Source organism: Lysinibacillus sp. NPDC056232, assembly GCF_042267565.1.
Classification (GTDB): Bacteria; Bacillota; Bacilli; order Bacillales_A; family Planococcaceae; genus Lysinibacillus.
Window position 1 is genome coordinate 44,437 of record NZ_JBHJTF010000004.1, and the last position, 13,831, is coordinate 58,267.

Sequence of the window (13,831 nt, forward strand, 5' to 3'; positions counted from 1 at the left end):
GTTGAATATGCACATCTTACCCCTTTTATCATGTAAAATGAGAGAAGGGGTTTTTTATCTTCATTAATAAAGGTAAGGCAATGCAATGCTCGAAAAACATTGAGTAGCGCTTAGATAAAATATTTTAAAATGCATAGGTAGAGTAGCAAAGTGATCGGGTCAGTGCGAAAAGTGATCAGGTAGAACCGCAAAGTGATCGGGTCAGTGCGAAAACCGCTCAGGTAGACCAGCAAAGCCCAGGTGTTTCACAACAACAATCACTTTTTAAAATAGATAATTAACAGGAGGGGAAAAGTACATGACATTGCGTATCGTATCAGGACGTTCAGGAACAGGTAAATCAACGTTTATTCATCAAGAGATTGTCGAACAACTAAAAGCGGATCCGTTAGGTCATCCAATTTTTGTAATTGTTCCCGACCAAATGTCGTACTCAACGGAGTATGAGCTAACGAATAAGCATGGCTTGCAAGGCTTAATTCGTGCGCAGGTCATGACATTTAAACGATTGGCATGGCTAGTGTTACAGGAAACGGGTGGTATTGCTCGAAAAGAAGTAAATGGCTATGGTTATCGAATGCTTATCCGTAAACTTTTAGAGGAACAAAAAAGTGAGTTTTCGTTATTTCGACAAGCAGCTGGGAAACGAGGCTTTACAGAAGAAATTGAAACGCTATTACGAGAGTTTAGTCGTTATAGTGTAAATAGTTCAGTGTTAGCTGAAGTAACAGCATCTTTGAAGGTCATTGATGCGCCTAATACATTGCAAGCGAAGGCTAATGATTTACAAGTCGTTTTACAAGCTTTGGAGGAACGATTGGGCACGACGTATGTCGATAGTGAGGGGTATTATCCGATTTTAACCGAGCATCTGAAATACTCTGAGACGATGAAGCAGGCGTCCATTTATATAGATGGTTTTACTGCATTTACTGTAAGGGAACTAGAGCTTGTAAAAGAGTTATTAAAGGTGACAAAACAGGTAACGGTAGTTCTTCCCTTTGACCATATTGAAGAAGTATATGATGAGCAATCTTTATTCCATGAAGCTGCTTCTACTAACCAACGTTTACACGACATTGCCTATGAAGAGGGCATTGACGTTGAAGCACCATTGCACTTCTATCATACGCATCGTTTTCAATCTACTGATTTACAGCATATGGAAGCTGGGTTTGCTGATTTGGTGCCTCAAACGAAAGAAGCTTCAGGTGATGTGATGGTACTTGAAGCATCTAATCGACGTGCGGAGATACATGCCATTGCCCGGGAAATAACAAAGCTGACAAGAGAGACGGGGTATCGTTATCAAGATATAGTACTTCTTTATAGACAAGCAGAAGTCTATGATCCGCTTATTACAACTATTTTTCAGCAATATGATATTCCTATTTTTACAAATTCGAAAAAGACGATGCTTCATCACCCTTTAATTGAGCTTAGTCGGTCGGCTTTAGAGGTTATTACTTCTGGTTGGAAATATGAACCAGTTTTTCGTAGTGTGAAAACAGATCTGTTTTTCCCATTACATGCTGAGTTAAATGTTTGGCGAGAGCGTGCGGATCGTTTAGAAAACTACTGTTTAGCACAGGGGATCTTTGGTGAGCGCTGGTTTGAGGAAGCTCGATGGTTTTTCAAAAAGTATCGTGGGCTTGAATTCCATTCACGCGTACAAACGGACGAAGAACGTGCTATGCAAGCAGAAATCGAGGCCGTTCGCGATGAAGTTCGTCAGCCGCTCCAATTATTACAGGACAAGCTAAAAGTAGCGACAACAGGCAGAGATGTTGCGACAGCTTTATTTGAGCTGATTGAACGTTTACATGTTTATGAAAAGCTTCAAGCAATGAAGGACCGTGAACTTGATCGAGGTGATGCATTAGCTGCAAGTGAGCATGATCAAGCTTGGAAAGAATGGATTGCAGTGCTCGATCAGTTTGTTTATATGTTTGGTGAGCAGGAGATGTCTGTAGAGGAAGCGGCAAAAATTTTAGATGAGGGCTTTGATACATTAGAATTTTCGCGTATCCCACCTACATTAGATGAGGTCATGGTAGCGACCGTTGATTTAGCACGTTTATCGAATATAAAAGTCGCTTTTGTCTTAGGGATGAATGATGGGGTCTATCCTACTCGTATGGAGTATGAGGGATTGCTGTCAGATACTGAACGTGAATGGTTTAGTCAAATTGGTTATGAGCTTGCGCCAACATCTAAGAATCGTTTGCTGCAGGAAAATTTCTTGCTATATCGTGCTTTAACGACGCCATCCGATAAATTATATATGTCCTATTCAACGGCAGATGAAGAAGGCAAGGCACTATTGTCTTCGCTCTATATCAAGAAAATTATCGGCAATGATAGAACGGCTGGCCTTTTGAGTGGTGTCAAGGTCGAGCGAGTGGTTATTGATCCAATTGAATTACTGGATGAAAGTGGTTTACCGTATATACGTCATCCACGTACTGCTTTAGCACATTTAATGGTGCAAAAACGCCAAGCTGAACACAGCCGCGAGCTTGCGCCAGAGTGGGTAGCGTTACAAAAATTTTATAAACAGGACCCTTATTGGGCACTTGTTTATGATCGAGTTTTACATCCAATCACTCATAAAAATGAGGCAGAGCCTTTAGAAAACTACATTACGCAAGAATTATATGGTCAAAAGCTAACTTCTAGTGTGTCTCGTGTTGAGAAATACTTCCGTTGCCCATTTTCGCATTTTACAACGTATGGGCTTCGTCTAGAAGAACGGGCTGAGTATAGACTTGAAACATTTGCAATGGGCGATTTATTCCATGAGGCATTGAAATGGATTACTGAGGAGACACACCGTCTGCAGCTATCATGGATACGTTTAACAAAGCAGCAAATTAAACAATTAGCACGCCAAGCCGTTGAACAAATTGTACCGGTATTTTCACATCAAATCTTACTGTCAAGCGCGCGTTATCGCTACATTCAACGAAAGCTTATTCGTATTGTCGAGCGAACAATGACAGCACTTACACAGCATGCAAATGTATCTCACTTTAAGCCAATCGCTATTGAGGCATCATTTGGACCGGGACAAAATGAACAGCTTCCACCGCTCGAAATTGATTTAACAGGTGGTAAGAAAATGTTAATGCGAGGTCGTATTGATAGGGTGGATAGTGCGTCTATTGATGACCGCTCTTATTTACGGATCGTCGATTATAAATCATCAGCTCGTGATTTAGATTTGAATGAGGTTTACTACGGATTGTCTCTTCAGGTACTAACGTATCTAGATGTAGCGATGGAAAATTCCTCTTACTGGTTACCAGGTGAAGCGGAGCCAGCTGGTGTTCTTTATGTACATGTCCACAATCCAATGCTAAAGCTTGATAAGGATTTAAGCGACAGTGAAATTGAGGAAGACCGTTTAAAACAATACAAAATGAAAGGTCTTTTGTCAGAAAATGCGGAGGCCATTTTATCGATGGACGAGCAATTAGAGGAATCGAGTGGGCATTCAAAAATTATTCCTGTCTATATGAAGAAAGATGGGACACCATCAGAATCTCAGTCACGGGTTGTACCTGTAAATGATATGAAAAATCTACAGCATTTTGTACGGCGCAAGCATCAAGAGGCTGGTAACGGAATTTTAGCAGGGGATACCTCTATTAGTCCGTATAAACTGAAATCAAAAACAGCCTGTGACTACTGTCAATTTACAGCTGTTTGTCAATTTGACCCATCTGATGGCAAGCAAAGCTACCGTCAGTTACAGCAAGCAAAACCGAATGATATCGTTGAGATAATTCGGAAGGAGATGAAGTAAGTTGGTACAAAAAATACCTGAAAAGCCAGCGGAAGTGACATGGACTGATGACCAGTGGAAGGCCATCTATGCAAGCGGCCAGGATACACTTGTATCGGCTGCGGCAGGCTCTGGTAAAACGGCAGTTCTCATTAATCGTATGATTGAAAAGGTAGTGGCGACAGAGAATCCCATCAATGTCGACGAGTTACTTGTCGTAACATTTACAAATGCATCCGCTGCTGAGATGCGTCACCGTATGGCGGAGGCACTTGAAAAGGCTATTGCAGAAAATCCAACTTCCAACCATTTGCGACGCCAGCTAAGCCTTGTCAATAAAGCACAAATTTCAACGCTGCATTCTTTCTGTTTAGCCATTGTTAAACAGTATGCCTATATGTTAGATATTGATCCAGGCTTTCGTATAGCAAATGAGGCAGAGGTCGCTTTGTTAAGGGATGATATATTAGCAGAGGTATTAGAAGATGCTTACGATTCTGAGGATGAGGCTCAGGTTCAAGCAATCTACCGTCTTGTTGATAGTTTTACATCGGATCGCGATGATCAGGCGATAGAAACCTTAATAAGCAAGCTTTATGATACGTCTCGTGTTCATGCGGAGCCCCTAAAATGGCTTCGTAGTCTACCAGAGACATATGACTTAGCAGCAGACGTGACTATTGATGATTTAGAGCTGTCGAAATATGTGAAGTTAACAGTCAAGCATAGTCTTGAGGAGGCATTTGTGTTAATTTCTGAAATGCGTGCCATTACGCTACAGCCCGAGGGACCTGCACCATATGCTGAAACTGCAGAAATGGATTTTGCCATGATTCAGGAAGGCATTCGCATTAGTCGTGAAGGAACGTGGCAAGAGCTCTTTGATTATTTTGGCACGGTGAAATGGTCCACTTTAAAGCGTGTATCAAAGGATGCTTTAGTGGATGTGGAGCTACAAGATCTTGCTAAGAAAAAACGTGAGGCAGCAAAAAAAATTGTGAACAAGCTTAAAGAGACTTTTTTCGTTCGGACTCCTGCACGCTTGCTGGAAGAGATACGATTAATGGGTCCGACGATTGGAACATTAGTCGAATTGACAAATGTTTTTAGTGAACAGTTCCGCATGGCAAAATTAGAACGAGGAATTATTGATTTCTCAGATTTAGAACATTTCGCCTTGCAAATTTTAACTGTAGAAGTCGATGGTGAATTACAGCCTTCACCTGTTGCTCTAGATTTAAAGCAACGTTTTAAAGAAGTGCTTGTGGACGAATACCAAGATACAAATATGTTACAAGAAACCATATTACAGCTTGTGAAAACAGGTAGTGAGCAAGAGGGAAATCTGTTTATGGTTGGGGACGTAAAGCAAAGTATTTACCGTTTCCGATTAGCAGAACCAAAGCTTTTTATGCGCAAGTACAGTGAGTTTCTAGAGGCCCCAGATTTAACGGGAATGCGTATAGATTTAAACGCTAATTTCCGTAGTCGACAAGAAGTGTTGAACGCTACAAACTATGTATTTGCTCAAATTATGGGTGAGCGAGTTGGAGAAATTCTTTACGATGAAAATGCTTCACTAAAGCCAGCAGCACCGTATGATGACAAAGAAGTTCCGGTAGAGCTAGTCATCATGCATCCTCCCGGGGAAGAGGAGCAGGACGAAGAGGCAGAAGATACTGTAAGCGATGCCTCTGAATTAGAGGAATTAAAAAAATCACAGTATGAGGCACGTTTTATCATTGAGCGTATTCGACAAATGATGGAGGACGGGACAACCGTATTCGATACAAAAACGAAGACAGAACGTCCGTTAAAATATAGTGATATTGTCATTTTAATGCGTTCAATGACATGGTCAACAGATTTAGTAGAGGAATTTAAGCTTGCAGGAATCCCGCTCTATGCGGAGTCCTCCAAAGGGTATTTTGATGCGCTTGAAGTGATGATTATGCTGAATGTATTAAAGGTTGTCGATAATCCATATCAGGATATTCCTTTAGCCTCGGTGCTACGCGCTCCATTTGTTGGCTTAACAGAAAATGAGCTAGCGAAAATCCGGCTAGCAGATACAAAAGCGCCATTCTATGATGCATTAAGGCAATTTATTCGAAGTGATGGACATGGTGTGCAATCTGACACTTTTGTGAAGCTTCAACGATTTATGCTAGCATTTGAAAGCTGGCGAGATTTAGCACGACGTGGTTCACTGTCAGATTTAATTTGGAAAATTTATTTAGATACGCATTATTATGAGATGGTTGGAGCGATGCCGAATGGGAAGCAGCGTCAGGCCAACTTACGTATTTTACATGACCGTGCTTTAATGTATGAGAAAACAGCCTTTCGAGGACTATTTCGCTTCTTACGTTTTATTGATCGTATGCGTACACGTGGCGATGATTTAGGAACGGCGAAATCGATTGGAGAAAAGGATGACGTCGTCCGTCTTGTGACCATTCACTCTTCCAAAGGGTTAGAGTACCCCGTTGTCTTTGTTGCAGGCATGGGGAGACCGTTTAATAAAATGGATTTCCACAACCCTTATTTATTCGATCAAGATTTTGGCCTTGCAGTGAAGGCGATTGATCCAGAAAATCGTATTACGTATACGTCTCTACCATTTTTAGCTTTGAAGGAGAAGAAGGAGCTTGAAATGCGTGCTGAGGAAATGCGTGTATTATACGTAGCGATGACACGTGCAAAGGAGCGACTTATTTTAGTAGGCTCGGTAAAAAATTGGGATAAAACCCGCGACAATTGGCTGGATGCACAAAGTTTGCCGGTAGATGCCCCACTACAGGAGTATTTACGCGCTAGAGCTAATAGTTACTTTGATTGGCTTGGGCCTGCAGTTGCAAGACATGCAGATTTTTCAGCCATTGCTACTTCCTCCTATAAGGCATCAGAGGATGTATCGCATTGGTGGGTACGAGCTATTGAAACAAGCCATTATGCGTATGATATACAGGCGTTAGAGGATGAGGTACAGCAATTACTAGAAACGCCAGAGGACGAAGCTTTGCAGGCGGAAATTACGATGCGCTTTCAAGCACAGTATGCGTTTCAGAAATCAACACAAAAACGCTCTAAAACATCTGTAAGTGAAATCAAGCGTTTAGAAAATCTACAGCGACAGGAAGAGCCTGAATATTACTTTTCAGCACCTTCCAAGCAAAAAACGACTACCGTTGCACCCCGTCCAACCTTTTTACAGGACAAACAGATGACAGGTGCAGAAATAGGGACAGCGGTTCATACAGTCATGCAACATGTCCCTCAAAACGGCTTTATGGATGTACAGGAAGTTCAGGATTTTGTCGCTAATTTAGTGGCAAGACAGCTTCTGACCGAGGCTGAGGGGAAAGTTGTTCCATGGAAAAAAATATATAATTTCTTTACAACAGACATTGGACAACGCTTTAAAAAAGCAAAAACAATTCGAAGAGAATTGCCATTTACGATTAGCAGAGTAGATGAAGATGGCGACGCTCAAATTGTTCAAGGTATTATTGATTGCTTATTTGAGGATGAAAATGGTGAATGGATCTTGCTTGATTATAAGACAGATCGTATCCAATCACATTTTGCTGAGGAGCCAGCGCTAACGAAGGAACTCTTAAACCGATATGGTGTCCAGCTCAGAGTTTATAGTGAGGCGATTGAATCGATCCTTCAAATTAAAGTGAGTGATAAGGTTCTATATTTATTTGATATTGAACGGGCTTTACAAGCATAAGTGAACGCGGTGAAAACAGGGCTATCTGATATAGTTTCAGATAAGGGAATGAATGTTAGAGAATCCTGTTTTCCCATATACATAATAGAGGAGGCTATTTTGTGGAGTTAAAACCGACAATGTTGCAGGAACGCATCGCAACATTAGATATTTTACGTGGTATTAGCTTACTAGGCATTTTACTCGTAAATATGTTTGCCTTTTATTTGCCAATGCCCTATATTGATTTGGCATCATGGTTTACAACACCGTCAGATATAGTGTGGCATCAAAATTTAGATATTTATGTACAAAGTAGCTTTTATCCACTGTTTGCCATGTTATTTGGCTATGGACTCGCTATGCAATGGCAGAAAGCACAAAGTCGTGAACAAAATTTTTATGCGATAGGACTGCGAAGACTTTCTGTATTATTTGTATTTGGTTTGCTACATGCTGTGCTCATTTGGTGGGGCGACATTTTGATGATGTATGCATTTTGTGGCATTTTTTTAGTGCTATTACTACGTTTACAGCCAATTTGGTTATTGTCAATCGGCATTATGATTAGTGGTGTCATGCAAGCTTTTATGTTATTTATAGTAGGATTTATTAATTTTAATACAACCATTGATGAGTATTTAAATATTACTTCGGTAGAGCAGGCGATAACTGCTTATGGAACAGGGAGTTGGATTGATGCATTTATGCAACGCTTAACCGATCTATCTGTTCAGGCAGGGATCGGCATGTGGTTTGTAGCATTGTTTACAATTCTACCATTTATGTTAATCGGTGCCGCAGCGTCTAAATGGCGTTTAGTAGAACGAGCGAAGGAATTCAAATGGCTATGGCTGGCACTAGCAATAGCTGGGTTAGCAATGGGTATTTTTATTAAAAGCTCACCGATCATGTTTACGCGTACGTATTTATTAGACTACTTGAAAGTATACATAGGTGGTCCAATTTTAGCAGTAGGCTATGTGGGGCTCATTGTTTTACTTTGTTTACTTCCAGTTGTACCAAAATTACTTAGTCCTTTTGCAAAAATAGGGCGCATGTCGCTAACGATGTACATCCTTCAATCGATTATTGGAACATGTCTATTTTATCAATTTGGATTTGGCTGGTATGGCAAAGTAAGCGTCGCAACAGGCGTGCTAATTGCTGTCAGCATTATTATTGTACAAATGGTTGTGGCAGAAATATGGTTAGCGAAATGGCAACAAGGTCCGTTAGAGGCTTTATGGCGCAAGTTAACTTATAAGGCGAAAACGAAAGCAGGTTAATTGTTGAGGGCTTGACTCTCTTGCAAGAAACGAGCAATCTGCGATGGAAATCAGCCTTCATTTTTAATGTGATGGCAACATAAAGTGAATGAATACGTCTTGTATAATAAGAATAATTTATTGCGATTGGCTCATTATCAAAAGTTGGGATAGCATTTGTTAAAACGTATGTTAGTTGATTGTAGTGGAGGATGGGCGACTCCTTGGGGATCAGCAATAGAGGAACGAAGGCTAAAACCATCACGTCCTGTGATAACGCCTTCGTGACCAACATCGTGTTGGCCCGAGACCCTGGAGCGAGCAAAGCGAGTGAAGCGGCTCATCGGACGCCCCCAGGAAAGCGCCCAGCCGGAACGGAAATCAACCCACGTTATGGTGATGAGCCCACGACTTAATAGGAATAAAAATAGTTGTCGCAAAAGTAAGGCAATTCCTATAATATTGTTGTATCATGTAGAAAAAAGAAGGAGCTCTGAAAATCATGAAAATTTTATCATTTAAATTAGGTGGACATGTAAGCTTTGGACCAAAAGTAAAAAAAGAAGAAGCAGTATGGGATGTACTCGCTATTCAAAATGAACTTCAAGTTCTCCCTTCTTTTTCAAGTTCAATTGTAGATGGCATTGCTTTAGGCTTTGATTTTGTTGAACAGATTCGTAAATTAGTAGAAGCCGCTGAAAAATCAGACCGTGCTAATAGCTTCAAACGCGAATTTACAGTGATCGAGTGGTTATCACCGATTCCACGCACACCAAAAAACATTATGTGTATTGGGAAAAACTATGATGAACATGCTAAAGAAATGGGTGCAGAGGCAGCTCCAACAGACTTAATGGTATTTACAAAATCTCCGACTGCTATTGCTGCTGATGGCCAAACAATTTCTATCCATGCTGATCTTTCATCTAAAATGGATTATGAAGGCGAATTAGCGATTGTCATTGGTAAACGTGGTAAAAATATTCCGAAAAACTTAGCATATGATTATGTATTTGGCTACACGATTGCCAATGATCTAACAGCTCGTGATTTACAAGAAAAACATAAGCAATTCTTCTTAGGAAAAAGCTTGGATGGAACTTGTCCACTTGGACCTTACCTTGTAACAAAAGATGAAATTCCGAATCCACAAGATTTAACAGTCGTAACAAAAGTGAACGACGAAGTGCGTCAAAACGGCTCAACAAAAGATATGATGTTCACTGTAGAATCATTAGTATCGATTTTATCTCAGCATGTAACATTAGAGCCGGGCGATGTTATTTTAACGGGTACTCCAGCGGGTGTTGGCAAAGGCATGAATCCGCCACAATTCTTAAAAGCTGGTGATACAGTGAAAGTGTCCATTCAAGGCATCGGTACTTTAGTGAATCATTTTGAATAATTTTTTCAAATCCGCGTGAGTTTATCTCCGCGGATTTTTAACTTCTTTCAGCAGGTGTCTAAGCATCCGCGAAATAGAGGAACTCAGTTATTGCCATGTCCTGTGGTAATGACTGAGTAACCAACATCGGTGCCGCTGTTGCTACGCTTTCGCGCAAAAAACATTTGTTGGCCTAAAGCCTCCGACGCAATTATGCCGAGGCATAATTGATGTAAATTATATGAACACTATTGTAATGTTTGAAACCCTTTCCATCACATGGTAGGATAGAGTTTGATAGAAAAAAGAATATGAGGTGGGACAATAATGGGATTTTTAACTGACTCAACACATGCGCATATTGCTACTTGGGTAGTTGCAATCGTAATCTTTTTAATTGCGGCATTAATGGGCAAGCAGTCAAAAGGCTTACATATGACATTACGTTTATTCTACATTTTAATTATTATTACTGGCGGGGCACTATTCTTCCAATATCAAACTAATGATCCAATGCTTTATGGCCTGAAATTCTTAGGCGGTATTTTAGTCATTGGTATGATGGAAATGGTATTAGTTCGTCAGAAGAAAAATAAACCAACTGGTCTGTTTTGGATTTTATTTGCGGTATTCTTATTCATTACATTATTCTTAGGCTTCAAACTGCCAATAGGACTACATTTCTTGGCATAATTATTTAGAAAAGTCGTGAAGATTTCGCTTCACGGCTTTTATTTTTGCGGGAAGGTAAATCCGTTCAGACAGCTTGAGAAACTGCACAGGTAAGCCAGAGAAGTGATCGGGTAGGTCAGAGAAGTGATCAGGTAGGACAAAAAAGTGATCAGGTAAGCCGGAGAAGTGATCGGGTAGGACAGAAAAGTGATCAGGTAAGTCGGAGAAGTGATCGGGTAGGACAGAAAAGTGATCAGGTAAGTCGGAGAAGTGATCGGGTAGGACAAAAAAGTGATCAGGTATGCCGAAGAACTGCTCGGGTCCCGGTCCAAGCTGATGAATTGTATTTGAAGGAGAAGTTGACACCTTTTTGTCGTAATTCATTTTGCATTTTCGGAAAATATTTTGAAATGATAGCGATGGGACTATTTTATTTGGTAAAATGACGATGGATTGGTTTGAAAGAGAGGGAATAAAAGTGAAATTCAAGAAGTGGATAAGTGCAACAGCTGCATCGCTTTTACTAGCAACTTCATTAGTGAGTGCTACACCAATTGCACATGCTGATGAAGCGTCGACAAGAACGATTGCAGAAGAAAGCATCTATGATTTACTCGTTGACCGTTTCTTTAATGGTTCGGGCACTAACGATTTTGATACAAATACGCAAGACCCTACTAAATTTGCAGGAGGCGATTTTGCAGGTTTACAGGATAAATTAAAATTTATCGGAGAGATGGGCTTTACAATCGCTTCTATTGGCCCGATTTTTGCCACTGAGAAATATGATGGATCGATGCCGACGAGCTACTCTACAATAGAGCGTCATTTTGGGACATCTGAGGAGTTTCAAAGTGTCATTGAGGCTTATAAAGCTAAAAATGTATCGATCATGGTTGATTTTCCACTAAACAATGTAAGTCCGAATCATGAGTGGGCAAAAGATCCAGCGAAAAAGGACTGGATTGCCTCAACAAATGATGGACAAGTACAGTGGGACTTAACAAACAAAGAGGTACAAGAAGCACTTATTAAATCAGCAACAGACTTTGTCTCTACATATGATGTTGGTGGGTTGCGTTTAACAAATATTGCTGGTGCTGATACAGAATTTATCAATACAGTGATTAAGGCATTAAAAGATACGAAAAAATCACTCTATGTGATTTCAAATGAAGAAAGTAATGCAAACTTTGATGCAAGCTTTTCTAAAGCTTCAGCTGATATTTACCGTAATATCTTTAAAAATGTTGATATGGATTCTACTAAGTTGATGGAACCTTTTACAGGTAAGAAACCAACTCAGATTATGATTGATTCGCTAGAAACGCGTCGTTTTACATTTGATTCTGCAGCAGAAAATATGTTCCCACCAACGCGTTTGAAAATGGCGCTGGGTGCTTTATTTATGATGCCAGGAATTCCAGTTGTACAATATGGTTCGGAAATTGCGATGAACGGGGAAACAAAGCCGGATACGCACCAAGCATTTAACTTTAAAACAGATACAGAATTAATCGACTATATTAAAAATGTCCAATCTTTACGTAATCAATCTGAGACATTACGTAATGGTGATTTTGAAGTTCTCACAAATGAAAATGGCCTACTTGTATTTACACGTACGTCCGATAAAGAGAAATGGATCATCATGGTTAACAATACAAGTAAAACACAACGCGTTGATTTAACACCTGCTCAGATTGGTGAAGGTAAAATGCTAAATGGTATTTTAAATGAAGAAAAAGTTCGTATTAATGGAAAAGACGTTTATCCGGTTATTTTAAATCGCGAAATGGTAGAGATTTATCAAGTTAGAAATGATGAAGGTTTAAATGTACCTTATATGGTAGCACTAGGATTTGTATGGCTATTATTCATAGGATTTGTAGTTGTTATTATTAGACGAGGTAAAGTACGACGTAAGGAACAAGATGCTCAATAATAAAGGGTGCTTCATCCTTTATTGATTTTACAGGCAGTTAGTACAAGATAAAATGATAAACCCCCTCAACACTTTTTAAGTGGGGAGGGGGTTTTTGTTAAGCTTGATAGCTTTTATTCGTAAAGAAGATGGCGATTGTACCGGGTCCTACGTGTGAACCGATAGCTGAACCAATCATTGTTACTTGAATGGCTTTTGGTGAAAATCTTTCTTGGATAGAAGCCTTTACGTCGTTGGCAAAGTCTACATCGTCACTATGGCTAATACCAACGATTTTCTCAGAAAAATTATCACCACGCTCTTGCATTAAATCTAACATGCGAGCGATGGCTTTTTTGCGTCCGCGAGATTTTTCAATCGGCACAAGTTTACCGTCCTCTACATTTAAAATAGGTTTAATGCTTAGGAGCCCCCCAAGAAATGCGCTTGCCTTTGATACACGACCACCTTTAGCGAGGTAATCTAAATCCTCTACCGTAAATAAATGTTCTATTTGTGGGGCGAGGGCTTTAATTTTTGCTTCGATTTCTTCAAATGAAGTACCTGTATTTCGGAGGCGAACGGCTTCTTCGACTAATAAGCCGAAACCTAGCGAAGCACATTTAGAATCGATAATAGCTAATTTAAGGGATGGATATTGCTCCTGTACTTGATTGCGAATCATGAGCGCAGTATTATAGGTGCCTGATAATTCCGATGAAAAGGCAATATAGATTCCTTCTTCATCATTTTTTGCTAGATTTTCGAAGTACTTGAGAAATAGCTCTGGTGATACTTGGGATGTTTTTGGGCGAGCACCTTGACGAATAGCATCGTAAATTTCTTTGGAATCAATCGTAATGACATCATCATATTCATTATTGTTCAATTGCACTCGAAGTGGAAGAAGTTCAATATTGTTTTCTTCGTAGTAGGACTTTGGTAAATCACATCCACTATCAGTAAAAATTTTCATCATTTGTCCCCCTAATTTAACATTCTTTTAACTCTATATGAGAAGTTTTCAAATACCTATACTACATAACAGGTGAACAAGTGTCGAGTGTTCACTTTCCAC

General features: G+C 40.0%; 9 protein-coding genes. 6 read left to right on the top strand and 3 right to left on the bottom strand.

From position 1 onward, the window contains the following. Positions 1–298 precede the first annotated feature (298 nt). From addB to ACFCYJ_RS04735, 3 genes are all read left to right on the top strand, one after another. Positions 299–3,808: a helicase-exonuclease AddAB subunit AddB gene (gene addB / locus ACFCYJ_RS04725; RefSeq protein WP_376071342.1), complete on the top strand. Its 3,510-nt coding sequence runs from the start codon at positions 299–301 to the stop codon at positions 3,806–3,808. Position 3,809: 1 nt separating this feature from the next. Next, positions 3,810–7,526, top strand: coding sequence for a helicase-exonuclease AddAB subunit AddA (gene addA / locus ACFCYJ_RS04730; protein WP_376071345.1), 3,717 nt, complete (start codon positions 3,810–3,812; stop codon positions 7,524–7,526). A gap of 101 nt (positions 7,527–7,627) precedes the next feature. Beyond that, positions 7,628–8,794, top strand: coding sequence for a DUF418 domain-containing protein (locus ACFCYJ_RS04735; RefSeq protein WP_376071347.1), 1,167 nt, complete (start codon positions 7,628–7,630; stop codon positions 8,792–8,794). A gap of 137 nt (positions 8,795–8,931) precedes the next feature. Here the strand turns inward: ACFCYJ_RS04735 and ACFCYJ_RS04740 are convergent, their stop codons facing one another. Further along, complete coding sequence (locus tag ACFCYJ_RS04740) at positions 8,932–9,117, bottom strand: hypothetical protein (protein WP_376071350.1); 186 nt, start codon at positions 9,115–9,117, stop codon at positions 8,932–8,934. A gap of 158 nt (positions 9,118–9,275) precedes the next feature. Between ACFCYJ_RS04740 and ACFCYJ_RS04745 the strand changes: the two genes are divergently transcribed. Both ACFCYJ_RS04745 and ACFCYJ_RS04750 read left to right on the top strand, forming a co-directional pair. Next, positions 9,276–10,178: a fumarylacetoacetate hydrolase family protein gene (locus tag ACFCYJ_RS04745; RefSeq protein WP_376071353.1), complete on the top strand. Its 903-nt coding sequence runs from the start codon at positions 9,276–9,278 to the stop codon at positions 10,176–10,178. A 306-nt stretch (positions 10,179–10,484) separates the two neighbouring features. Then, positions 10,485–10,850, top strand: a complete 366-nt coding sequence (locus ACFCYJ_RS04750) for a YisL family protein (RefSeq protein WP_053596314.1) — start codon at positions 10,485–10,487, stop codon at positions 10,848–10,850. Here ACFCYJ_RS04750 and ACFCYJ_RS04755 read toward each other — a convergent pair whose 3' ends face one another. Further along, entirely contained in the window at positions 10,851–11,318 is a 468-nt protein-coding gene (locus ACFCYJ_RS04755; protein ID WP_376071356.1) for a hypothetical protein, read from the bottom strand. Here ACFCYJ_RS04755 and ACFCYJ_RS04760 point away from each other — a divergent pair. After that, positions 11,308–12,774, top strand: coding sequence for an alpha-amylase family glycosyl hydrolase (locus tag ACFCYJ_RS04760; RefSeq protein ID WP_376071358.1), 1,467 nt, complete (start codon positions 11,308–11,310; stop codon positions 12,772–12,774). The two genes, ACFCYJ_RS04755 and ACFCYJ_RS04760, sit on opposite strands and share 11 nt — an antisense overlap. A 97-nt stretch (positions 12,775–12,871) precedes the next feature. Here the strand turns inward: ACFCYJ_RS04760 and ACFCYJ_RS04765 are convergent, their stop codons facing one another. Continuing rightward, positions 12,872–13,729 (bottom strand): DegV family protein, encoded by an 858-nt coding sequence (locus tag ACFCYJ_RS04765; RefSeq protein ID WP_376071666.1) that lies wholly within the window; start codon positions 13,727–13,729, stop codon positions 12,872–12,874. Positions 13,730–13,831 lie beyond the last annotated feature (102 nt).

Coding starts and splice junctions, on each gene's coding strand:
- addB (WP_376071342.1), top strand. CDS start 299: ATGACATTGCGTATCGTATCAGGACGTTCAGGAACAGGTAAATCAACG.
- ACFCYJ_RS04740 (WP_376071350.1), bottom strand. CDS start 9,117: ATGAGCCGCTTCACTCGCTTTGCTCGCTCCAGGGTCTCGGGCCAACAC.
- ACFCYJ_RS04745 (WP_376071353.1), top strand. CDS start 9,276: ATGAAAATTTTATCATTTAAATTAGGTGGACATGTAAGCTTTGGACCA.
- ACFCYJ_RS04750 (WP_053596314.1), top strand. CDS start 10,485: ATGGGATTTTTAACTGACTCAACACATGCGCATATTGCTACTTGGGTA.
- ACFCYJ_RS04765 (WP_376071666.1), bottom strand. CDS start 13,729: ATGAAAATTTTTACTGATAGTGGATGTGATTTACCAAAGTCCTACTAC.